Consider the following 21902-nt stretch of genomic DNA (forward strand, 5'->3'; position numbering starts at 1 on the left):
ACGCCAGGCGTGAGCCGCGGGGAACCCGCGGCTCACGCCTGGCGTTGACCCGTACGTAAGGATCCACTGGAGGCGACACCACGCCACCGGTGGCGTGGAGCAACAGCAAGCGAAGGTTCCCCTGCCGCACCGCTTGGAGGGCGTACCGTGCACCGCCGGCACAACGGGCTCAGGACCGCAGTCCTCCTCGGGGGACTGTCCGCGCTCATCATCGTCATCGGCAGCTTCTTCGGCCGTACCGGGCTGATCATCGCGGTCCTCGTCGCCGTCGGCACCAACGCGTACGCGTACTGGAACAGCGACAAGCTGGCCCTGCGCGCCATGCGCGCCCGCCCGGTCAGCGAGTTCGAGGCCCCGGCGCTCTACCACATGGTCCGCGAGCTCTCCAACCAGGCCCGCCAGCCGATGCCCCGCCTGTACATCTCCCCGACGGAGGCACCCAACGCCTTCGCGACCGGCCGCAACCCGCGCAACGCGGCCGTGTGCTGCACGGAAGGCATCCTGCGCATCCTGGACCAGCGTGAGCTGCGCGGCGTCATCGGCCACGAGCTCAGCCACGTCTACAACCGCGACATCCTCATCTCCTCCGTCGCCGGTGCGCTCGCCTCCGTGATCATGTTCCTGGTCAACTTCGCCTGGCTGATCCCGGTCGGCCGCTCCCACGACGACGAGGGGCCCGGCCCGCTCGGCATGCTCCTGATCATGATCCTCGGCCCGCTCGCGGCCACCGTCATCCAGCTGGCCGTCAGCCGCTCCAGGGAGTACGAGGCCGACGCCTCCGGCGCCCGGCTCACCGGCGACCCCCTCGCCCTGGCCAGCGCCCTGCGCAAGCTGGAGGCGGGCACCCGGCAGCTTCCGCTGCCCCCCGAGCCGCGGATCGAGACCGCGAGCCACATGATGATCGCCAACCCCTTCCGTCCGGGACAGGGGCTGTCGAAGCTGTTCTCCACACACCCGCCGATGGCGGAACGCATCGCCCGGCTCGAGCAGATGGCAGGTCACTACCGGTGAAGACACTCCTCAACGTCATCTGGCTGATCCTCAGCGGCCTCTGGCTCTTCCTCGGCTACCTGCTCGCGGGCGTGCTGCTGTGCATCACCGTGATCGGCATCCCGTTCGGCATCGCGGCGTTCCGCATCGGCGTCTACGCCCTGTGGCCCTTCGGGTACACCACGGTCGAGCGCCGCGACGCGGGCGCCCCCTCCTGCGTCGGCAATGTGCTGTGGCTGATCCTCGCGGGCTGGTGGCTGGCCCTCGCCCACATCACCACCGGCATCGCGCTGTGCGTCACGATCATCGGCATCCCGTTCGGCATCGCCAACTTCAAGCTGATCCCGGTCTCCCTGTTCCCGCTGGGCCGCGAGATCGTCCCCACGGACCGGCCGTTCGCGGCACGCTGACGGACGGGGCCGGCTCCTTGAAGCCCTACCGTGCCGCCGTCCGCCGCCGCACGCCGTACACGGCCGTGCCCGCGGCCAGCACACCGGCACCCGCGGCCACCGAGACCCAGGGCAGCGCGAACGCCAGCGCCGCGCACCCGACGAGCCCCGCCGCCGGGACCACGCGCCGGGCGGGAGAGGCGTCCAGGGTCCAGGCGGAGGCATTGGCGACGGCGTAGTACACCAGGACGCCGAAGGAGGAGAACCCGATCGCGCTCCGGACGTCCACCGTGGCGGCCAGGACCGCGACCACCGCACCCACGGCGAGCTCCGCCCGGTGCGGCACCCGGAAACGGGGGTGCACGGCGGCCAGCACACCGGGCAGATGCCGGTCCCGCGCCATGGCCAGCACGGTCCGCGAGACCCCCAGGAGCAGGGCGAGCAGCGACCCCAGCGCGGCCACGGCGGCCCCGGCCCGCACCACCGGCACCAGTGCGGGCACACCGGCCGCCCGCACCGCGTCGGCCAGCGGCGCCCCCGCCTGCCCGAGCCCCACCGGCCCCAGCACGGAGAGAACGGCCACCGCCACGCACGCGTACACGGCCAGCACGATGCCCAGGGCGAGCATGATCGCCCGGGGGATGGTGCGCGCCGGGTCCCGCACCTCCTCCCCGAGGGTCGCGATCCGTGCGTACCCGGCGAACGCGAAGAACAGCAGCCCGGCCGCCTGGAGCACACCGCCGGCGCCCGCCGGGCCGCCGCCGGCGGCCCGTTCCACGGCGGACGCACCGGACCCCAGACACACGACGACCACAGAGGCGAGGACGGCCGTCACCACCGCCACGATCACCCGCGTCAGCAGGGCCGACTTCCGGATGCCGCCGTAGTTCACCGCGGTCAGCGCCACCACGGCCGCCACCGCCACCGCATGCGCCTGCGCCGGCCAGAGGTACGCGCCCACGGTGAGCGCCATCGCCGCACAGGAGGCCGTCTTGCCGACGACGAACGCCCAGCCCGCCAGGTGTCCCCAGAACATGCCGAGCCGCTCGCGCCCGTACACATACGTGCCGCCCGACGCCGGATACCGGGCGGCCAGGCGCGCCGACGAAAGGGCGTTGCAGCAGGCCACCACGGCGGCGACCGCGAGCCCGGCAAGCAGCCCGGAACCGGCCGCGCGTGCCGCCGGCCCCGGGGCGGCGAAGATCCCGGCCCCGATCATCGAGCCGAGCCCCACCACCACGGAGTCCCGCACCCCCAGGGTGCGCCGCAGCCCGGACGCGGAGGCGGCGGGTGAGCGGTTCATGGTCCGACTCTACGGAGCCGCGCAACCGCAGGACGCCGCCCGGGCGTCTTCCTCTCCACCACGGTCGGAACGCCGGGTGAACACACATGTGGTAAGCACGATCGCAAGACGTGACGAGTACGACGGGCAGGTTCGGAGCATGAGCATCATCAGCTGGATCGTCCTGGGGCTGCTGGCCGGGGCCATCGCGAAGTTCCTGCTGCCGGGCCGCGACCCGGGCGGCCTCATCGGTACGACCCTCATCGGCATCGCCGGTGCGTTCATCGGCGGCTGGATCTCCGCCCGCTGGCTGGACCGCCCGATCACCAAGGACTTCTACGACGGCGCCACCTGGGCCGCGGCGATCGGCGGCTCGCTCGTCCTGCTGATCGCCTACCGCATCCTGTTCGGCAACTCCCGCGACTGAGCGCCCCGCCGGGCGCGGCCCGGACGGAGAACAGACGCAGGAAGGGGTGGCACCGGTGCGGTGCCACCCCTTCTCATGCCGTTCCCGTGATGCCCGCGCTGCCGTGTGCGGCGTGCCGTCCCGCCGGTGGTGCGTTCCTACCGGTAGTTCACGAACTGCAGCGCGAAGTCGAAGTCCTGCTTCTTGAGCAGGGCGATCACGGCCTGCAGGTCGTCACGGCTCTTGGAGCTGACCCGCAGCTCGTCGCCCTGGATCTGGGTCTTCACACCCTTGGGGCCCTGGTCGCGGATGAGCTTGGCCACCTTCTTCGCGTTCTCCGGGGAGATGCCCTGCTTGATCGACGCGAAGATCTTGTACTCCTTGCCGGACAGCTGAGGCTCGCCCGCGTCCAGAGCCTTCAGTGAGACACCGCGCTTGATCAGCTTGGACTGGAAGACATCGAGGACTGCCTTCACCCGGTCCTCGGAGTTCGCCTGCATGAGGATCTTGTCACCGGACCACGAGATCGAGGCACCCACGCCCTTGAAGTCGTAGCGCTGCGAGATCTCCTTGGCGGCCTGGTTGAGGGCGTTGTCGACCTCCTGCCGCTCGACCTTCGAGACGATGTCGAAACTGGAGTCGGCCATGTCCTGTGGCTCCTTGTATCAGGGTGCGTGTCGGATGCGTGTCGGCGGGCGCGGGGAGGCCGCCGGGCCCGCCTCCAGACCGCGGGCCGCATCCGGACCAGCCTAGTCATCCCCCCATCCCACGGCGTTGATCAATGGGGTGGCGAAGCACCCCTCTGCATCGGGTATTGTTTACGTCGTCGCCAGGGAGCACCGCCGAAAGGCGGTTCGACCCGGCACGCTACTTGGCGGTGTGCCCGAGTGGCCAAAGGGAGCAGACTGTAAATCTGCCGGCTCAGCCTTCCTAGGTTCGAATCCTAGCGCCGCCACACGAGCGACCGGGGCCCGGTGACCTGCGAGAGCAGCAGGTCACCGGGCCTTAGTCGTGTAGCTGAGAGAGCAGCGCACTGTCTCGCTGCATCTCGTCCTGGAACGCTCCGTCTCGGGCTGTGTGGACGGGCTGTGGACGGCCGTCCACAGCGCTCAGCCGTACCCGTTCAGGCGTGCCGAGATCTTCGCGTTCGCCGCTTCGTCTCCGTCGCTCAGGAACTTTGCGTAGACGCGGAACAGTACGGCGACACTGTGGCCGGCACGCTTCGCCACAAGCTGAGGCTCCACACCAGAGCTGAGCCACGTGGACACGGCGGCGTGACGAAGATCATAGGGACGCTTGGCCAGCGAAGACGCGTACTGCGAAGGAGTGAGAGCCCGCGCCCGGGCCTCAGCCCAGACTTCGCCATAACCGGTGTCCTGGATCAGCCCGCCGCGCTGGGTACGAAACAGCCGACCGTCCGGGGCGACGCCGTACGCCATGACGTGCCAGCGCAGCAGGGACACGAGTTCCGGCGGTATGGGAACTTGCCGGACCGCTTTCCGCGGCCGGTGCTTGAGTCCTCGCCTGTCGTGGGCGTCGCCGCTGTCCGTCCATGCGGTGCCGGAGCGCGGTCGTGTCTCTCGGAGCCGCAGCATGCCCCATCCGCGTCGCGGCAGGTCGCAGTCCTGGAGGCGCAGGCCGATGACCTCCGCCGGCCGTGCTCCGGCGTAGTACATACAGCCGAAGAAGGCGACCAGACGACGTCCCCGGGCGCTTTGATCCCGTACGGCCGCTAACAGTTTCGCCGCTTGGGCAGGATCAGGTACGCAAGCCGGGTCCACCTCCTCTTCAACCTGCTCAGGTGCCTTCCACTGGATCTTGTGAAGAGGGTTCTCCGCCAGCAGTTCGGCATCCACCGCGTACGCGAGCGCATTGTGAAAAATGGCCCGCTTACGGCGAATGGTGGACGCTGCGGCCGTCGTACCGTCCAACTTCCTGGTGAGGAGGTCCAAGGCGGCCCGGACGCGCATCCGGTCGGCCAGCGCGGATGCGGGCACCGAGTTGCGTTCGAACCAGCGGAGAATCTTCCCGACCTCCGGGGGCGGTTCCTCGTCCCACCGGTTCTTGTTGAACGCCCAGCCGTAGAGGGCCGCGCGCGCGTTTCTCGGGTCCGGCATTCCCTTGGTGTCCTTCACGAGCGCCGGCATGACGGTCGCCATGGCCTCAGCGAGAGTCCTGCGGGTGGAGGCCGGGGAGTGCGGCCACTTCATCTCGATGTACCGGCGGGCGTGCTCGTACCAGGTGGTGTTCCGTTTCTCGGTGAGCAGGGACTTCGGTAGTCCGCTGTCGACATCGAACGGTTCACCCTGACGCGCCGCAGTGATGAGCTGGGCCCGGCGGCTCTCCGCCAGGCCCAGCGTCAGGAAAGACTCCGAATGGGGGCGGTTCCCCACCTTCCACCGGAGCTGGTAGGGCTTCCGGTAGTCACGCTTGCGGATAGCCCAGATGCGTACGGTGTAGCTCCACTCAGTCACGCGGCTTCCAGTTCGTCGATGAAGGCGTCCAGGTCACTTCGGCGCACACAGATGCGGCCGGTCGGCGTGCGCCGCGCCTCCGGCCCGTAGCCGCGGTTACGCCAGCGATACCACGTGGCGCGGCTGATGCCGATCTCTTCCAGGGCATCGCTCAGGGGCACCAGCGGGTCCTTGGGGGTGCGCCGTCGACGAGAAGGGGTTGCCATGCCTGGGTCTCCTTTTGAGCAGGAGGAGGGACAGAGCGAAAGGGGGCCAGGGGTGTTTGGGCCCCTGGCCCCTCCCAGGAATCCGCTACATCCGCTACGTCCGCTACAGCCCAGGTCAGGGGCATGTTTTCTGTAGCGGATGCGTGGCGTGTAGCGGCTCGGTGCCGCTACGCCGGGCCGCCGCCGGTGGCGGACGTAGCGGTTTCGGCGGGCGTGTAGCGGATGCCGGGGAGGCCATCCGCTACGGATTCGCCCCTAGTGACCTGCGGTGTAGCGGCTGTAGCGGATGTAGTGGATCTGACGGGGGGCGGGGGGCAGTACCGGGCCCACGCGTCGGCCAGGTCCTCCGCGTAGTAGCCGCGCGGGACCGCGCCGCCCGGGGTGCGGATGGGGCGCGGTTTGATGGGCTTGTTGGCCGCGGTGACGTACTGGCTCAGCAGCCGGGCCAGGCCGCGGGAGGTGAGCGGCTTGCCGCCGATGTCGACCCAGGGGGCGTCGTCCATGGCGAGCAGGCATTCCAGGATGGCGGCGGTGGGCATCCGGTCGGCGCCGCAGAACACGGTGTCGCGCAGGTCGGTGAGCAGGCGCACGCCCAGCGACGCCTCATCGTCCTGTGCGGCGGCGGCCACCAGCTCCACGCAGGCGGCCCGGGCGCGCTCCGGCCAGGCGCCGCCGGCCGCGTCGGCAACAGCGAGCAGGGGTTCCCACACGTCGGCGGGCCGGTCGGTGACGCCTTCGGGCATCGCCGGCCAGGCGCCCTCCACGGCGTCGCGGACGGTATCGGCCCACTTCGCGAGCCGGTCGCGCAGCGCGCGGCCCTCCTTCTCGTGGACGCGCTGCCGGTAGGGCTCCACCTTCTCGTTCCGGGCGCGGCGGCGCATGCGGATGATGACCGAGCGGGTCAGGATCGTGTCCGGCAGGGAACCGAGCCCGGCCATGGCGACCGCGCAGTAGGAGGGGAACGCCTGCACGCTCTGGCTGGAGCCGTCGCCCACGCACCGGTAGGTGACGCCAGAGCGCCGGTGTCCGGCGTTCAGGAAGCCTCTCAGCTCCTCGTTGTCGCCGGCCTTGGGGCCGAAGACGGTGTCGATCTCGTCGAACAGGATGGTGGGGCGTCCCTCGGTGCCGGAGACGGCCCGGAACAGGGCGGCGGCGGACGCGTTGACGGCGACCATCGGCTGCGGCACCAAGGTTTCCACGATCTCCAGGGCGCGGGACTTTCCGGACCCGGGCTCGGGGGAGAGGAAGGCGAGCCGGGGGGTGGAGTCGAAAGCGTCGAGCAGGTGAGCGTGGGCGTCCCACAGGGTGACGGCCACATAGGCGGCCTCGGTGGGGAAGACGTTGAAACGGCGGTGGAACGCTTCCACCTCGTCCAGCAGCGCGGCGCCGTCGATGGACGGCGCGGGCACCTGAGTGGGCGTCATGCGGCGTTCCTCCCTTCTTGAGTGGTGCGCAGTGGGCAGAGGTCGCGGTGGGCTTCGTGATCTTTGATCAGGGCGAGCACCCGATGCCGACCGACGGCGCTTTTGTCCCGGCCGCACATGCACTTCGAGGTGGCGGTGGGGGTGGAGCCGCGCGGTGCGCAGACGTGGAGCCACGCCATGGGGAAGCGGTCGTCACCGGCCAGCGGGCGACTCGGGTTCCGGTCGGTGAGAGGGGATGAAAGGACGCCCTGACGGGCGGCCTCTTCTCGGCCGCGCTCGGGAGCCGGGGCCGCCGCGGCGACGGCGGGGCCGGGATGCGGCGGGGCGTCAGGAGGGCTTTTCAGGTTGCAGCGGGCGGGGGAGGTGGTCATGCCGCCTCCTCGCGTGGGCGGGCGGTGCGGATTGACCAGTTCAGGGCGCTGCGGATGGTGGCCCGGCACTCGCCCGGCGGGAGTCCGGCCGCCTCTCCGGCCGCCTGAAAAGCCTCCTCCACCACGTCGCGCGGGATCTCGCCCCAGGCGACGAACCGGCCCAGGGCACGGGCGCCAGCCAGCAGCCGGTTGTTCCGGCCGCCCTCCCGCGTGGCGGCGACGGCGGCCGTCTCCCGCTCCAGGGCCACCTGGGCGCGGCGGGTGATCGGCCCGGAGACGATAACCGGCGCCAGCGCCGTACGGGCCGTGGGTGCCGGTCGGAGCCGCTCCAGGAGCCAGACAGGCAGCGGCGCCGCCGGGCTGGTGTTCACGGCCTCGTAGGCGCCGTGCGGGGTGATGCTGCCAGCGGCCACGATGTTGCCGCCCCACGCGCGGGTGTCGACGTTCGGGGCGACGGTGCGCGCGGTGCAGTGCAGTTCCACCCCGGGCGGGGCAGTGAAGTACAGGTGCATGCCGCCGGAGGGCGTCCGCACCGTGTAAGTGGTCGGCCACGGCTCGCCGGCGCGCTCGCAGAGCGCCAAGAAGACGGCCGCGCCGCAAGGCGCGTCCGAACTACTGCCTTTGTCCTTGGGCATGTCCAGGTCGACGACGACCAGGCCGGATGGACCGGTGGCGATGCCGACGTTGAACGCGCCCGCGCTCCATGCGGCCCGGATGCGGTCGGGGTCGGTGGTGGCCCGCTGCTCCCACTTGCGGTGTCCGTTGGCGCAGTCGCCGGTGCCGGGACAGGTGCGTTCGCCGTGCAGGGCGGACGCCTTGCCGCCGGGGCGCAGCGGGTGGACGTGCCAGCCGCGAGCCGCCGCATCCAGGGCGGCGGCGAGCAGGCGTGCTCGCCGGGCGGCGGGGTGATGGGTCATGCTGGATGCCTCCAACAGGTCTGTTGCGGACTGGTTGGGCTGGGGCGACCGCGGATCTTTGGCGAGATGGGCGGTCGCCCCAGGCGTGGTTAGAACGGCGGCTCGTTGCCCGGCTCTGCGGAGCTGTCGGCGGTGCTCCACATGTCGTCGCGGACCGGAGCGGCGTTGGTGCGCTTGCCGTTGATCGTCACGGTGGTGAAGCGCAGGGAGGCACCGATCTCGTCGGCCTCGACGGCGAGCATCGAGCGGTTTTCGCCCTCCGGGGTCTGCCAGTCGTGCTGGCGGATGCGGCCGAAGACGACGACGCGCGAGCCCTTCACCAGGGAGTCGGCGACGTGTTCGGCGAGGGTGCGCCAGGCGGCGCAGCGGAAGAACGTGGAGGTGCCGTCCTTCCACTGGTTCGCCTCGCGGTCGAACACGCGCGGTGTGGAGGCGACTGTGAAGCGCGCGAGGGCCTGGCCGGAGGCGGTGAATTTCAGCTCCGGGTCGGCGGTGAGGTTGCCGATGATGGTGACCGGGGTTTCTCCGAGCGACATGCTGTATCTCCTCTTTGCTGGTGTTAGGCCCGGGTGTGGGTGTGCTGGGCCTTGGCATTGAGCAGCACGAAGTGCAGGGCGGATTCGGCAAGGACGCCGTAGGCGTAGGCGGCGTCCGCGTGCCCGGCCACGATGTCCAGGGCGGCGTGCAGGTCGGTGGCGTCGCGATCGCTGAGATATGGCTGCTGGTCCAGGTACTCAGCAACGTTGCCGGCGTCCTCAATGTCGAGCAGGCGGGCGCGGGCCTGCTCGAACTTGCGGTAGCCGCTCCACTGTTCCAGCGCGGGCATGGCCGGCGGGACCGGGCACAGGTCAGCGGGCAGCTTGTAGTGGCCGTCGCCAGTGCGGCCCAGCTTGACCGTCTGGGGCTGCTGGCCGTCGAGTACCTGTCCGATTGCCCATGCAGTGCCGTAGCCGTAGGCCAGAGCGGTGTTCAGGTACAGCTCACGCAGTACCCGGACCGTCTTGCTGAGCGTGTCGCCGATGGTGAACACGGCGGCGTCGTGGGGGCGGAACGGCACGGAGCTGGGGGCGTTGTCGATGTGGACGGCAGCGTCGAGCAGGCGGATGCGGTCGGGGTCGTAGGCGGCGTGCTCCAGCTCGGCGGTACGGGCCGCGCGCTGCGTCTCACGGGCTGCGGCCCCGAGCGCGAACACGCTGTCGGTGAGCGATTCGAACCACATGCGGACGGTCGTCATAAGGGGTCTCCTTTCTCAGCTGTGGAAGTGGCTGCGTTTGATGACGGCTTTGCGGATGTGGACCGTGGTCCCGCCCTTGTGGCCGCTGGCGGTGAACACCTGTGCGGCAATCCAGCCGCCGAAGATGACGGCGGCGAGGATGATGAGCTGGGTGATCAGTGCGGTGAGGGCGGTGATGAATGCCGTCAGCAGGAACAGCCCGCCGCACACGGCGAGGAAGCCGACGCCGCCGAGGGCGATGTTCACCGCCGTGCGGGAGACGGGCGGCTTGACGGCGGCCGGGTCGGGCTTGGCGGGTTCGATGGCGTAGCCGGTGACGACCCTGCCATCGGGCAGGACGACGCTCGCCACCGTCGGGACGCTGCCCGGCTGGACGGGCACGAGCGGTGCCACTGTGTGGGGGGTGAGCGGCTGGGGGCGGTGCACCGGGAGTGGTGTGGTCTGCTCGGGGTGGGTCACGATCGGTCTCCGATCACGGATCGTGACTGTCAGAGGGTGCGGCTCTGACAGTCAGACGAGGTGTCAGGGGCTTTGTCAGGCCGGAAATCCCTGACTTTCCTATAGGCCGGGCCGCGCCCTGACTGTCAGAGTCAGAGCGCGGCCCTGACAGTCAGGGCGTCACGGTGGGTAGTGTCAGGCGGCGATGGAGGCCGGGCGGACGATGGTGTACTCGCCCTGTCCGTCGCGGCTGAGCACGCCCTGTTCGGTGAGCTTTTTCAGCTCGCCCTGGAGCCAGGGGCGGGAGCGGCCGGCCTTCACGGCGGCGGGGATCAGGTCGCCCGGTTCGAAGGTGAGCCGGTCCTGTGCGGCCCAGGCGTCGATCTGGCCGTAGAGGATGGCGCGGGCCTCTTCGGTGGACGGCTTGGCCGTCTGCTCGAAGGTGAGGTCCGTGTCCGGGTCGGTGTCGGGTACGTCGTCCTCCAGGCGGAGGCGGGCGTAGGGGGCGTCCGGCTCCGGGTCCGCCGGGATCTGCGCCATGACCTCCTCGTAGGCGTCCTGCAGTTCCATGGTTGCGGCCTCCTCTGCCGCCGGGTCTACGGCGTCCGTCTCGTCCGTCTCCTCGCCGTCCGGGACGTCCCAGGCGGGTGCGGGGCCGTGCACGGCGCGCAGGGCGGTGATGGGTGCCTGTTCCAGTTCCTGGCCGGGGTCGAGGCGGTTGGTGCCGCGGTGGGTGCGCCGCTCGTAGGCCAGGCCAGCGGCCCGTGCGGAGATGTCGTCCAGCGGGTCGCGGACCGCGGTGGCGGCCAGCACCATCTCCCGGATCTGCTCCTTGACCGTCTTGGTCAGGCAGCCGCGCACTTCGGTGGTCCACCGCTTGGCCGGAATGCCCATGCCGGTGGCGTAGGCGTAGCCAGGCCGGTCCGCGCCCCAGTCCGGGACGGCACCGGATTCGGTGACCCGATCGGGCAGGCAGAACGCCGCGTCGGAGGCTTCGTCCACGCCGAAGCAGACGGCGGCTTGGAGGTTGGCGCGCACGTCGGTGTCGAGGTTCTTCCACGTGGCGCGCTGGAGACTGATCACCAGCCAGATGCCCACGGAGCGGGCCTTGCGGGCGATCTCGTCCAGGACCGAGAAGTCGGCGACGTCGGCGGCCTCTTCGATCCACACCACCATGGCGTTGAGCTTCGACTGGGGCGTCCACTGGTCCAGGCCCTCCGCAGCCAGGGCGGTGCCCCGTTCGGCGATCACGGCCGGCAGGCAGCGCAGCATGGCCTTGGCCTCGCGGGTGCCGCCGCGCTTGCGGTCGACGAACCAGTCGATGCCCTCTTTCATGTGCCCGACCGTCTGCTCGCCCTTGGCCAGGTCGATCAGCCAGATCGACAGCTTGCGGCGGGTCATCAGGTGGGCCAGCACGGTGCGGGCGAACTCCGACTTGCCGGAGCCGGTGACGCCCATGACCAGCAGGTGCTGGAGGATCTCGGCCTTGAACGGGTTGATCCACCAGGTCTCGCCGTCGGCGTACTGGCCGGCCGGGATCGGTTCGGTGGGCAGCAGCCCCAGCTCCTTCGGCGGCAAGAAGGGGACGCCGTCTTTGAGCAGGTCGGCGACGCGGGCGGAGAGCGTGCCGCGGGCGGCGTTGTCGGAGTCCTTGCCGATGGTGACCGCGGACGGCGGCACGTGCAGCGCAGCCGCGAGCTTGGGGGCGGCCGTCTGCACGTCGTCCATGGTCTTGCTGGGCGGGACGACCACCTCAGCGGTGACCATGCCCTTGCCGTTGCCGCGCACGTTCTTGACCTGCACCTTCTCCAGGCCGACTGCTTCGGCGAGCTTGGCCAGGCCGGTGGAGTCGGTCTCCTCGGTCTCGTCGTGGGCGTTGCGCATGATCTGCCGCACGTTCCACGACGCGGCGAACAGCCCGCCCCCGAGCAGCCACAGATCCGTCATCGGATGCCCGAAGGGACCTGCGGAGACGGCGCAGGTCAGCCAGCCCATGCCAGCGGCCACGCTGGCGGTGGCCTGGGCGCGCCGGTAGCGGCGGAACTTGTTGCTGCCCCCGGAGACGGCCCAGGTCACGGCGGACAGCAGGACGCCGCCCACGCCCAGGCCGGCGGAGGCGAGCCCGGCGGACAGAGCAGAGCCGCCCCACATCTCGTGCACTCCCCATCCGGCGACCGGGGGGAGGACGGCGGCGCCGATCCACGGGGGCAGGTACGGCGCGGCCTTGGCCGCCAGGTGGTTGCCGATGGTGGACAGGATGCCGCCCCGCCCGGCGGGCAGGGCAGCCAGGGCATAGCCGTCGTGGCTGTGCAGTGCGGGGAAGTGGTCGCGGTCGCGGCGGGCCATTCAGTCCTCCCCGATCGTGAACGTCGGGCGCGCGTGCTTCCCACCGCGCTGCTGCCTGGCCTCGCGCTCCGGCTTGACGAAGTGCCGGTCGAAGGCATGCGCCATCTTCAGCGCTCCCACGCCCAGTGCCTTGGCCGCCTCCGCGGACACCTTGAGGTGAGCGGAGACCAGGCGGGCCTTGATGCGGGACTGGGCGCCGAAGGTGTACCACCGGCCCTTGTACTGCGACAGGACGCCGTTCAGCTCCTCGGCGCGCATGCCGAGGATCAGGTACAGCTCACGTCCCAGGTGGTTGACGGCCTTGGCCAGCGCCAGGATGTCCTTGTCCGAGCGGAACTCGATCCGCTCGATTGCGTGGATCAGCCGGTCGCCCTGGTGCCGGTCCGCCGCCCCGCCGTCACCGGCTGCGCCGTTGAAGCCGGCGCCTCCGCCGGGGCCGCCGTTGGCGGTGGTGAAGTTGACGTTCCAGGTGCGTTCCTTGTGCGTGTGCCGGGTCCGGCCGCCGGACGGGCCACCGCCCATGGAACCGCCGACGGGAGCGCCGTTGGGGGGAGTGCTCACGAGTCGTCCTCCTCGAAGACGATGACGGACCCGAGCAGCGGCGACGTGACGATGCGGTCGACGGTCCAACCGTCGTCGACGGCGTCGGCCGCCTGCTCGATGAGCCGATGGGAAGCCGCGAACCGTGCCACCACGGCCGCGGCGTACAGGTCAGTGGGACGCCACCGAAACTGGCCGGCGGCAGCGTGGATGAGGGCGCCCGCCCACTGGGCCGCCCGCTGCCCGAAGGCGAACGAGCGGTCCAGCAAGGCGGCGCGGCGCGCGCCGAACACGAGTCGTCCCTCAGCCGCGGCGGCGGACGACGAGCCACCCGACCTGAGCGGCCAGGGTGACGAGCAGCCACAGCACCGGCAGCGGCCCGGCCAGCGGACCGAACGCCGCGGCCAGCGCCAGCCACACCAGGCCGACGGTGCCCAGCACCGTCAGGCCGATCCGCCACCAGATGACCGAGCGGCCGACCGGACGACGACGCTGCACGATGAGCAGCCACACCAGCGGCGCCACAGCGGCCGGAGCGAGGATCAGCCCGGACCACCACGCCCACCAGTGCAGAACCGCCGTGACGGCCAGCGCCGTCACGGCCAGGGCGAACGGCGCCAGACGGCCGCGGTGCTCCCACAGCAACCGAACGAGGTAACCGAATAACTCCCATGCCAGCGACGGGCGCTCGGGCACCACGACCACGAACGGCTGCATGCCGCGGCGTCCACGCTGACGCGGAATATGGACGGTGTGGACACCGGCGGCCGTTTTCACGCCGCGAGTGCGGATACGGCTGGACACAGCGAACTCCTTGGACGAAGGGGTGATTAAGGCGGTGTGCTGCTTCCCGGCACGTCCGCTTCGCGGGTGCCGAGGCAAGCTCACCGGGTCTGCACGCCGGGTCTGCGTGAGTACCGCTCACCGGGGCTCACCGGGTCTGCTTCACTGGTGCGGTCGACTGCTTCCGGCAGTCGCAACGAGGGCCAGCCCACTACCCCTGGGCTGGCCCTCACTGGTGGTGCCGGACGCTGCTTACGCGCCGGATTCCTCGTGGGACATCAGCGCGCCCCACGCGCGGCGCACCCGCTGCTCACCGCCGACGAAGCCCGCCTCGCGGAAGGCGGCCACCGCCTGCCGGTAGGACAGCGGCGGATCCTCGGCGTAGCGCAGGTGGCGCAGGACCACGAGAAGCTGGGCGTCGCTCAGTGGCTCGCCCGTCACGGGCGTCGGCACACCTGCCACGGCCGCGATCTCCTCCAGCGTCACGCCCCCGTCACGCCCGGACGGTTCGTCTTCCACCAGCACGCCGCCGTCGGCGGCAGGCGTCACGGCGGGTTCTGGCTCGGGCGTGACGGCCGTGACGCGCTCCGACGCAGCCTTGTCAATGCTGCCCTTGACCTGCGTGTCTTCCGCCGTCACGGGGGGTGTGACGCCTGCCTCGGCACCGCTGCCGACGGCAGGCTGTGCGATGGTGGCCACCGCCTCGGCGACCGGGGGTGTGACGGGCAGGGCGAACATGCTCGCCAGAGCGGCATCCGCGCCGGCCGTCATCCGCTCGCGCTGGACGTCGACCAGGTGCGCCCCGAGCAGCGCATCCCCCGTGCCGACCTTCCTCGCCAGCTTCCACGACGCCAGCTCGGACGCCTTGCGGGCGCCCGCGTCGGGGTGGTTCGCGGCGCGGGCTCGGTGGTAGGCGAGCCGCTGCATGACGGTCGCATTGCGACGCTGTGCCTCGGCGTCCACACCGGTGCGGTAGACCACGATGCGGCGCGCCAGCAGGCCCATGCCCTCTGCGGACACGCACATGGCCATGGGTGTCACGGCGAACACCACCGCCTCGGTGAGGTTCTTGGCAACCGTCGCGCCGGTCAGGGACGCCACCGCCGGCAGCGTCCACAGCCCGACCCGCACGGGCGCCGGGGCGGACTGTCCCAGCATGGTCAGTCCGACCAGGACCAGGGCCAGCACCAGCGTGGCGCCCTCCCCTGCGGCCACCACGCCCAGTGCGGTGGCCGACCGGTGGAAGACGGAGGTGATGTTGCTGTAGGTGCCCCACGCGCCCAGGCCGCCGAAGGCAACCATGGGCACCGCGGCGGCCCCCAGTACGGCTGCCTGGCCCCTGCTCAGGGACCTCTCAGGGATGTTGTTCATCGAATCTCCTGTCCTCGAAGGGTTCAGGCGCCTGCTGCGCGCCGCCGTGGGCGCACAGCAGGCACATGCCGAGTGAGGTCGGCAGGCAGTAGCTGTAGGTGATCCCGCACTCGGGGCACGTGCGGCGGGCCAGCATCGCCAACGCCAGCGCACCCCACTTCCGCGACGTCATCGGCCGTACCGGCTTCGCCCGGTCGATCCGGTACAGGTAACTGACCTGCACTCCGCCGGTGCGCCGGTTGACCCGCATGACTTGTGCCGCGACCGGTTGTCCACCGGGCCGTAACCCGCGGGCGCGAAGCTGACGCCGAGTGGCCAGCCCCTCGGGGGCGTAACGCCACGGGTACGTCGGGACGCCGTAACGGGCGCCGGTCGGATCGAAGCACTTGCCGAACGCTCCCGACATCAGACCTCCACCCCTGCCTTTGTCGGGGCGGGGATGTCGGCGTTGGCCGCCGGCTCCAGCCTCGCGCTCATGCGCCGATACCCGTCGTCGTGGGCCTCTCGTTGGTCAGCTCACGCCGTGCGGCCAGCACCCTGCGGTGAGCCCGCCGCAGCCGGCGCTCGTCCAGCTCCGACAGAGGCCGGTCCAAAAGGGCGATTTGGACGTCCAGCAACTCGACTTCCGCCGTGATGAGCGGCGTCTCGCGTGCGATGGCGTCCAGCTCGGCATCCGTCGGTTCGCGGTCGTTCCCGTCGACGACAGCAACGGCTTGAAGTGCACGGATGGACCTCATCGATCGTGTTCCTCTCAGACGGAAACGGCGGCGGCCCCGGTGGACTGACACCGGGGCCGCGCGGTTGTTGAAGTCGGTAGATCCGGCTCCCCACACTCCGCCCGTACGGGCGCCGCGCAGTACGCGGACCGGACGGGCGGAGGAGGCAACCGGCCGCGGCAGAGAGCCGCGGGAGAGGTTGGAGAGTGACTCAATGGGCGTAGTCGCCGTGCCGGTCCAGCACGGACGACGCCTTGAGATGTCGACGGATCACAGTCACTCCTTCGAGTCGCTGAGCGACCGGTTCAGGTGTCTCCTTCGGGAGCGTGCTCCCGTTTTAGGCGTATGGAGACGTGACCTTTCGGTCTAAGCCCTCCCGAATGACCAGGGTCGGGTGCGCCCTCGGCCCGCTCTGTCCCGGGCCCCTTGAAGCCATGTCCTGGGGACACGACTCCCGTTCGTGACGCGCACAGCTGGCCGACCATCGGCTCAATCTGGTGCGCACCAGTAGAGTGCATCTGGTGCGCACCAGAGTCAAGGCTGGTTCGCCGGTTCGGATGGGCTGTCGCCCGCTGCGGCGCACTTCCAGGACACCGTTCGAGACAGGGGCGTCGGTAGCCAACAGTCCTTAACTTCCGGCCTGTTAACCCCTGTTGACCTGCGGCAATGTCGTGCATGCTGGGCAGGTCAGTGGAGGGAACGAACGCCGGACGGTGGCCTGTGAACGCAGGACTTCGGAACGCGCGTACGGCGCGCGGGTGGTCCCAGGAACGACTGGTTCGCGAAATCGAGCAGTACGCCCGACGGAACCTCGTCGACGTGGCGTCGAAGGCCAGCCTGCGCGTGTACGTGTCCGAGTGGGAGAACGGCAAGCGGGTCATCTCGGATCGCTACGCGGCCATCCTGCGGCGGCTCCTGGGCGTTACGGACGCAGAGTTGAGGGACACCGGCCCTGCTCAGGCCGTACCGATGGCAGACGGCTACGGCGAACTGCTCAGCAGGATCGACTCCGCCAGCAGTGTCAGCGCGTCCATGGTGAAGGCGTTCAACGACCAGACCGAACTCCTGCGCACCATGGATCGCCAGATGGGCGCCGCGGGCCTCGTCGACCAGATGACCGGCCACCTTGCGGCGCTGGAGGAGGCGTTGAACTTCGCCGTCCTGCCTTCCGCTCGCCGGCCGGTTGCCCTCGCGCTGGCTGGCGCGTCGACCCTCGCAGCGTGGCAGGCGATCGACTCAGGGGCGGTCGAACGGGCATGGCGGCACTACGAGCTTGCGAAGCGGGCCGCGCGTGATGCTGAGGCACCGATGTACTTGGCGCACGCGATGGGTGAGCAGGCGTACGTCCTGTGCGAGGCCGGACGACCGGCGCTCGGTGTCGAGCTGGTGCGCGACGCTCAGCGCACCTTGGGGCAGGCCGGCTCGCCTCGGCTTCGAGCGTGGCTCCATGCAGCAGAGGCAGAGCTATGCGCTCACGCTGGCATGCCGGATGATTGCCGCCGTGCCCTCGATGCGGCCATGAACGAGATTCCTCCGGGGGCTGAGGACCGAGACCCGGACATGGTGAGCATCTTCCTGAACGGTGCTCACCTCACCCGGTGGCGGGGCAATGTGCTCGCTCTGCTCGGTGACGAAGAAGCGGTGACCAGCCTCTACAACGCACTGGAAGTGATGGACCCGACGTTCGTCCGGGCTCGGGCCGGTCTGCATGCCGACCTGACCCAGGCACACCTGATCCGGGCCGAGTACGACGATGCGCGGACCCACCTGCAGCAGGCTCGATTGCTGGCGAGCCGCACCGGATCGGTGCGGCAGCGGCGGCGCATCGACATGCTCAGCTCGAAGCTGTGACGCCCTGCTTCCCGCGGCTCGCCAGGATGTGCAGCAGGGCCACGAGCGTGCCGGACCCCATGAGCTGCCCGCGAGCCATCAGACCGGGAACATCGGCCAGCGGTACCCACTCGATATGGCCGGCCTCCTCCAGGTCGGTCGGCTTGCCAACCTGCTCGGCGCCGTAGCCCACGAAGATCTCGTGCGGCGAGTCGACCATGCCGACCATGGGCTGATAGGTGACCACGTGTTCCAGCGACTTCGGCCGCCAGCCCGTCTCCTCGACGACTTCGCGCAGCGCGGTTTCGGCAGGATCCTCGCCCTCGTCGACGATGCCGCCGGGCAGCTCCCACCCGAATTGCTGTGGGACGAACCGGTACCGCCACATCATCAGCACGCGGTCCCGGTCGTCGACCACAGCCGTAATGGCGACGTGGTGGAGCTTCACCACGTGATGCTCGAACCGCTCGACGCCCGGGGGCTCGACGTCCCAGAGCTGGAGCTTGACCCAGCGGTTGTCGTACAGATCCCGCTCACCGTGGATCGTCCACGGCTTCAGCCCCTCGGGCGTCTTCACGCTCACAGCACCCGGAACCCGATACGAGCTGCGCCCGCGCACTTCCAGTGCCCCCTCGGCCACGAGCCGGGCAAGCACCTGCCGCAGCGCCGTCCGCCCGATGCCCAGCTCCTCGACGAGCGTGCGCTCCGAGGGGAACTTGTCCCCGGGCGCGTACTCGCCGGCAGCGAGCCGTGCACGCAGCGTCTCGTAGACCTTGCTCGTCTTGGGTCCCATCCGCGGAGCACTCCCCGTTCTGACGTGGTGCGTACCAGCGTAGCGGGCCGCACACACAGCGCTGCGTGGCTACAACGATGCGTATGCGCATGAGATCACCAAAGACGATCCTGGTCCCCAGGAAGAGTGCTGGGAATTTCCTGATGGGCTGAGTCTTCCAAAAGGATGGAGCGAATCGGCTATATAGGGTGAAGTCTGGCATCTAGCGCCATATCCCGAGGTGCCCCGTTTCGGCCTCTCGGAGAGCCGTGTGTGAGGACGAGGCGTGGACGGAAAGCAGTTGCTCCTGCATGCAGCCGTGTAAAGCAGCAGGTCAAAGGTGATCTGCTGATGTGGCGACGAACAGACTGTAAATCTGCCGGCTCAGCCTTCCTAGGTTCGAATCCTAGCGCCGCCACACCGAGGGAAACCCCCTCCGGCCAGCCTCCATGGCTGGTCGGAGGGGGTTTCCCCGTTTCTCGGCCGCTGCTCGTACCGGTGCCGGTTCCGAGCGGTCCGTCCCGCCCGTGCCGTCCGAACCCCGCACGCCGAATTTCGTACGTGCGTTCGGGTCGATCCGGACGCGGGGTGTCCGACGGGGCGGCACGGTCTTCCGCGGCTCTCCCGGCCGCATCACGCGGGGGCGCCCCGCAGCGCGTGGCTGCGGGGCGCCCAGGGCGTTCAGGGGGGTGCTCAGTCGATCTCCCGCCCGTCGAGCGAACCACCCCTGCAGGTGGGCAAGGGGCTGGTCGACCAGTCGATCGTTCCGCCGGCCTCCGTGCACTCACCCGGGGTGAGAGAGGCGCCGTCGCCATTGGTGGCGGTGGCGACGCCCGTGAGGCCGAGCCCGGTGAAGGCTGCCGTGGCGACGACGGCGGTGAGGAGGCGTCGAATGCGCATGTGGTTCCCCTTTCACGGATTGCCTCGTTCGGGGCACTACTCACCCTGGCGTTCACCCGTGTGGGTGGCATGCCGCAGTGAGCTGTTCGGGTGACATGGCTGTCGGGCACGGGCGGTGACCAGGCCGGAAGCGGAAGGGCGCGACATCGGGCGGAGAGCGCGATTCCTGGTGCCGCCGCTCTGCGAACACCCTTCTCTGTCCGCGGAGACGCGGACAGAGAAGGGTGTTTTGTGCGGGAGGTCTCCCGCGGGGGAGGGGGGAGCGCCCCCCTCAGTTGCCCGCCACCGCTTTCACCGCGACCGACACCGGGGCCGAGCCGCTGATGAGCTCCAGGGTCAGGCCGGCGGTGGCGGGGGTGTCGATCAGTTCGGCCAGGACGGCGGCCACGTCGTCGCGGGGGATCGTGCCACGGCCGGTGTGGGCCTCCAGCCGCACCAGACCGGTGCCCGCGTCGTTCGTCAGCGCGCCGGGGCGCAGGATCGTCCAGTCCAGCTCCTTCCGGCTGCGGACGTAGTCGTCGGCCGCGCCCTTGGCGCGCAGATAGACGTCAAAGACCTCGTCGCCCTGGTGGTTCACGTCCGCGCCCATCGACGACACGACCAGGTGCCGGCGCACGCCCGCGCGTACCGCCGCGTCCGCGAACAGGATCGCCGCGCCCTTGTCCACCGTCTCCTTGCGCGCCGCGCCGCTGCCCGGGCCCGCACCGGCCGCGAACACCGCCGCGTCGGCCCCCCGCAGCCGCTCCGCGACCTCCTCGACCGACGCCGACTCCAGGTCGAGCACGATCGGTTCGGCACCGGCCGCCCGCAGGTCCTCGCTCTGCTCGGCACGGCGGATGATGCCCGCCACCTCGTCCCCGCGCGCGGCGAGCAGCCGCTCCAGCCGCAGCGCGATCTGACCATGACCACCAGCGATGACAATCCGCATGTCTCCGACCGTACGCCCGAACGGGCGCGTTCGCCGCACGCCCCCGGACGTGTCCGAAGGGGCACGACCGCACCCTGCGCCTCCGGGCCTCCGTGCCTCCGCGCTCCCGCGCGCCGCGTCACGAGAGCTCGCCCCGTCCCTGCCGCGGCAGCCCCAGCTCCGCCGCGGCGGGCGAGTCGCAGAACTCCCGCACCGCGCTCGTCCGTGCCACCACACGCCCTCGGTGCACCACGATCCGGCTGTACCCGAGCGACAGCACCCCCGCGAGCCGGTCGCCGCGCACCGCGAGCAGCTCGGCGGGAAAGCCCGCCTCCACCCGCACCTCGGGCAGGCCGAGGACCGCGCGGGCCGACGCGCTCACCGCGTCGTAGGCGTCCTCGGGGCGCAGCCCGTGACGGGAGGCCAGCAGATACGCCGCCTCCAGCGGATCGCCGCGCCCCACCGGGTTCGACACGTCCCGCAGGGCGCCGCTGCCCGCGGCCACCCGCACCCCGGCCGCCCGCAGCAGCCGTACCGGAGCCGTGTCCCGCCGCTCGGTGCCTCCGCAGCCGCCCTGGGGCAGGCACACCACCGCCACCCCGGCCGCGGCCAGCTGGTCCGCGGCCCGCGCGGCCACCGCGGCCGGCAGCCGGGACAGGCCGCCGCAGGGGCCCAGCGCGACTCCGGGGCGCAGCCCGCCCGCCATCGCCGCGATCCGCGCCAGACGGGCCGGGTCGGAGCCGTCGGTGTGCAGGTCGACGGGGCAGCCGTGCTCGGAGGCGACCTCGAGGACCGCCTCGACATGGCCCGTGGGGTCGGGATCCAGGTCCGGGCAGCCGCCGACCACGCACGCGCCCGCCTTCACCGCGTCCCGCAGCATCGCCAGGCCCTCCGCGCCGGCCACGCCGGTGAGCACGCGCGGCACCGCCACCGCCGTCAGCTCGGTGAGGCCGCGCAGCGTCCGCCGTGCCCGCAGGACCGCCGTCAGGGCGCCGAGCCCCTGGACGTCGTCCACGCGCACATGGGCGCGCACGGCCGTCGTCCCGTGCCCCAGGTGCAGCAGTGCGGCCTCGGTCGTCCGGCGCTGGACGTCCCGGGGGTCGTACGGCACCGGGCCGTCGCCGTCGGCGGTCAGGGCGGTGTCCGGGTGGGCGTGGGGCTCGGCCGGGGCCGGCAGGAGCAGATACCCCTCGAGATCCACGTACGCGCCCCGGTCCCGCGGTCCGCCGGCGCGGAGGCTGCCGGCGGTGCCGACCGCCTCGATGCGCCCGCCGGACAGCCGTACGTCCACGGTCCGCCCGTCGGCCAGCCGGGCCCCGCACAGCAGAAGGCCGTCCGGGTCCGTCCGTCCGGACGGACCCGGCGGGAAGGACGAGTGGGGCGGCTGCGGCTGACCAGGGGGCATCGCACTCCACAGGACTCCAGAGGGGGGACACGGGCCACGGGGCCGCGCGCGGAACGCAAGATCACGCAGGGTGGCTCGAGCCTAGGGCGGTCCGTGGGACCGATGAGGGAGGAGGGCAATAGTCGTACCGGTGTGGCCGCCCGACGGGAGGGCTCGGCGCATTCGACGGGTATTGGATTTGGGTGTAGGGCGCCGGACCGT

At 70.8% G+C, this 21902-nt stretch carries 24 protein-coding genes and 2 tRNA genes; 6 read left to right on the forward strand and 20 right to left on the reverse strand.

The window, feature by feature from the left end; translation table 11 throughout:
• The first annotated feature begins 147 nt into the window (after positions 1 to 147).
• Together htpX and CCN35_RS14285 are read left to right on the forward strand one after the other, a co-directional pair.
• Positions 148 to 1011: a zinc metalloprotease HtpX gene (gene htpX, locus CCN35_RS14280; RefSeq protein ID WP_086792939.1), complete on the forward strand. Its 864-nt coding sequence runs from the start codon at positions 148 to 150 to the stop codon at positions 1009 to 1011.
• The gene (locus tag CCN35_RS14285; RefSeq protein WP_086792941.1) at positions 1008 to 1400 is read left to right on the forward strand and encodes a YccF domain-containing protein; all 393 of its coding nucleotides are present in this window, start codon (positions 1008 to 1010) and stop codon (positions 1398 to 1400) included. The genes htpX and CCN35_RS14285 overlap by 4 nt, the downstream gene beginning before the upstream one ends.
• 25 nt (positions 1401 to 1425) lie before the next feature.
• On the opposite strand, the gene CCN35_RS14290 is transcribed toward CCN35_RS14285, so the two are convergent.
• Positions 1426 to 2682 (reverse strand): APC family permease, encoded by a 1257-nt coding sequence (locus CCN35_RS14290; RefSeq protein WP_067398659.1) that lies wholly within the window; start codon positions 2680 to 2682, stop codon positions 1426 to 1428.
• 139 nt (positions 2683 to 2821) lie between these two features.
• On the opposite strand from CCN35_RS14290, the gene CCN35_RS14295 reads away from it, so the two are divergent.
• Positions 2822 to 3088, forward strand: a complete 267-nt coding sequence (locus CCN35_RS14295) for a GlsB/YeaQ/YmgE family stress response membrane protein (RefSeq protein WP_067398662.1) — start codon at positions 2822 to 2824, stop codon at positions 3086 to 3088.
• A 137-nt stretch (positions 3089 to 3225) separates the two neighbouring features.
• On the opposite strand, the gene CCN35_RS14300 is transcribed toward CCN35_RS14295, so the two are convergent.
• A complete protein-coding gene (locus CCN35_RS14300; protein WP_067398665.1) occupies positions 3226 to 3714 on the reverse strand; it encodes a YajQ family cyclic di-GMP-binding protein in 489 nt (162 codons plus the stop codon).
• A gap of 226 nt (positions 3715 to 3940) precedes the next feature.
• Between CCN35_RS14300 and CCN35_RS14305 the strand changes: the two genes are divergently transcribed.
• A tRNA-Tyr gene (locus CCN35_RS14305) sits at positions 3941 to 4022 on the forward strand.
• 154 nt (positions 4023 to 4176) lie between these two features.
• On the opposite strand, the gene CCN35_RS14310 is transcribed toward CCN35_RS14305, so the two are convergent.
• The 14 genes from CCN35_RS14310 to CCN35_RS14380 all read right to left on the reverse strand — a co-directional run bounded on the left by CCN35_RS14310 (position 4177) and on the right by CCN35_RS14380 (position 15908).
• Positions 4177 to 5541, reverse strand: a complete 1365-nt coding sequence (locus CCN35_RS14310) for a tyrosine-type recombinase/integrase (protein WP_067398667.1) — start codon at positions 5539 to 5541, stop codon at positions 4177 to 4179.
• Positions 5538 to 5747 carry a helix-turn-helix transcriptional regulator gene (locus tag CCN35_RS14315; RefSeq protein ID WP_067398669.1) on the reverse strand — a complete coding sequence of 70 codons (210 nt, stop codon included), beginning with the start codon at positions 5745 to 5747 and terminating at the stop codon, positions 5538 to 5540. Before CCN35_RS14315 ends, CCN35_RS14310 begins: the two co-directional genes overlap by 4 nt.
• Before the next feature lie 167 nt (positions 5748 to 5914).
• Positions 5915 to 7171: a DUF3631 domain-containing protein gene (locus tag CCN35_RS14320; RefSeq protein WP_067398671.1), complete on the reverse strand. Its 1257-nt coding sequence runs from the start codon at positions 7169 to 7171 to the stop codon at positions 5915 to 5917.
• A gap of 367 nt (positions 7172 to 7538) precedes the next feature.
• Complete coding sequence (locus CCN35_RS14330) at positions 7539 to 8459, reverse strand: bifunctional DNA primase/polymerase (protein ID WP_067398673.1); 921 nt, start codon at positions 8457 to 8459, stop codon at positions 7539 to 7541.
• A gap of 89 nt (positions 8460 to 8548) precedes the next feature.
• On the reverse strand, positions 8549 to 8995 hold the full coding sequence (gene ssb / locus CCN35_RS14335; RefSeq protein ID WP_067398675.1) for a single-stranded DNA-binding protein: 447 nt from the start codon (positions 8993 to 8995) through the stop codon (positions 8549 to 8551).
• Positions 8996 to 9018: 23 nt separating this feature from the next.
• A complete protein-coding gene (locus tag CCN35_RS14340; protein WP_067398678.1) occupies positions 9019 to 9693 on the reverse strand; it encodes a hypothetical protein in 675 nt (224 codons plus the stop codon).
• Between the two features lie 15 nt (positions 9694 to 9708).
• A complete protein-coding gene (locus tag CCN35_RS14345) occupies positions 9709 to 10152 on the reverse strand; it encodes a hypothetical protein (RefSeq protein ID WP_236561134.1) in 444 nt (147 codons plus the stop codon).
• A gap of 174 nt (positions 10153 to 10326) precedes the next feature.
• Complete coding sequence (locus CCN35_RS14350) at positions 10327 to 12477, reverse strand: hypothetical protein (protein ID WP_086792943.1); 2151 nt, start codon at positions 12475 to 12477, stop codon at positions 10327 to 10329.
• Entirely contained in the window at positions 12478 to 13038 is a 561-nt protein-coding gene (locus CCN35_RS14355; protein ID WP_067398684.1) for a hypothetical protein, read from the reverse strand.
• Positions 13035 to 13310, reverse strand: coding sequence for a hypothetical protein (locus CCN35_RS14360; protein WP_067398686.1), 276 nt, complete (start codon positions 13308 to 13310; stop codon positions 13035 to 13037). The genes CCN35_RS14355 and CCN35_RS14360 overlap by 4 nt, the downstream gene beginning before the upstream one ends.
• A 10-nt stretch (positions 13311 to 13320) precedes the next feature.
• The gene (locus tag CCN35_RS14365) at positions 13321 to 13821 is read right to left on the reverse strand and encodes a hypothetical protein (protein ID WP_067398688.1); all 501 of its coding nucleotides are present in this window, start codon (positions 13819 to 13821) and stop codon (positions 13321 to 13323) included.
• A 231-nt stretch (positions 13822 to 14052) separates the two neighbouring features.
• On the reverse strand, positions 14053 to 15171 hold the full coding sequence (locus tag CCN35_RS14370; RefSeq protein ID WP_067398691.1) for a hypothetical protein: 1119 nt from the start codon (positions 15169 to 15171) through the stop codon (positions 14053 to 14055).
• The gene (locus tag CCN35_RS14375) at positions 15155 to 15577 is read right to left on the reverse strand and encodes an RRQRL motif-containing zinc-binding protein (RefSeq protein WP_086792945.1); all 423 of its coding nucleotides are present in this window, start codon (positions 15575 to 15577) and stop codon (positions 15155 to 15157) included. Before CCN35_RS14375 ends, CCN35_RS14370 begins: the two co-directional genes overlap by 17 nt.
• Positions 15578 to 15644: 67 nt before the next feature.
• Positions 15645 to 15908, reverse strand: coding sequence for a DUF6284 family protein (locus tag CCN35_RS14380; protein ID WP_086792946.1), 264 nt, complete (start codon positions 15906 to 15908; stop codon positions 15645 to 15647).
• Positions 15909 to 16607: 699 nt separating this feature from the next.
• Between CCN35_RS14380 and CCN35_RS14385 the strand changes: the two genes are divergently transcribed.
• Positions 16608 to 17738, forward strand: coding sequence for a helix-turn-helix domain-containing protein (locus CCN35_RS14385; protein WP_483883420.1), 1131 nt, complete (start codon positions 16608 to 16610; stop codon positions 17736 to 17738).
• On the opposite strand, the gene CCN35_RS14390 is transcribed toward CCN35_RS14385, so the two are convergent.
• A complete protein-coding gene (locus tag CCN35_RS14390) occupies positions 17722 to 18510 on the reverse strand; it encodes an NUDIX domain-containing protein (protein WP_086792948.1) in 789 nt (262 codons plus the stop codon). The two genes, CCN35_RS14385 and CCN35_RS14390, sit on opposite strands and share 17 nt — an antisense overlap.
• A 318-nt stretch (positions 18511 to 18828) precedes the next feature.
• Between CCN35_RS14390 and CCN35_RS14395 the strand changes: the two genes are divergently transcribed.
• Positions 18829 to 18907, forward strand: a tRNA-Tyr gene (locus CCN35_RS14395).
• 275 nt (positions 18908 to 19182) lie between these two features.
• On the opposite strand, the gene CCN35_RS14400 is transcribed toward CCN35_RS14395, so the two are convergent.
• From CCN35_RS14400 to CCN35_RS14410, 3 genes are all read right to left on the reverse strand, one after another.
• Positions 19183 to 19389: a hypothetical protein gene (locus CCN35_RS14400; protein ID WP_067397028.1), complete on the reverse strand. Its 207-nt coding sequence runs from the start codon at positions 19387 to 19389 to the stop codon at positions 19183 to 19185.
• A 271-nt stretch (positions 19390 to 19660) separates the two neighbouring features.
• Positions 19661 to 20317, reverse strand: coding sequence for an SDR family oxidoreductase (locus tag CCN35_RS14405; RefSeq protein ID WP_067397029.1), 657 nt, complete (start codon positions 20315 to 20317; stop codon positions 19661 to 19663).
• A gap of 118 nt (positions 20318 to 20435) precedes the next feature.
• A complete protein-coding gene (locus CCN35_RS14410; RefSeq protein ID WP_086792950.1) occupies positions 20436 to 21701 on the reverse strand; it encodes an amidohydrolase family protein in 1266 nt (421 codons plus the stop codon).
• Between the last annotated feature and the right edge of the window lie 201 nt (positions 21702 to 21902).

The sequence above is a fragment of the Streptomyces thermovulgaris genome (assembly GCF_002155915.1).
GTDB classification, from domain to species: Bacteria; Actinomycetota; Actinomycetes; order Streptomycetales; family Streptomycetaceae; genus Streptomyces; species Streptomyces thermovulgaris.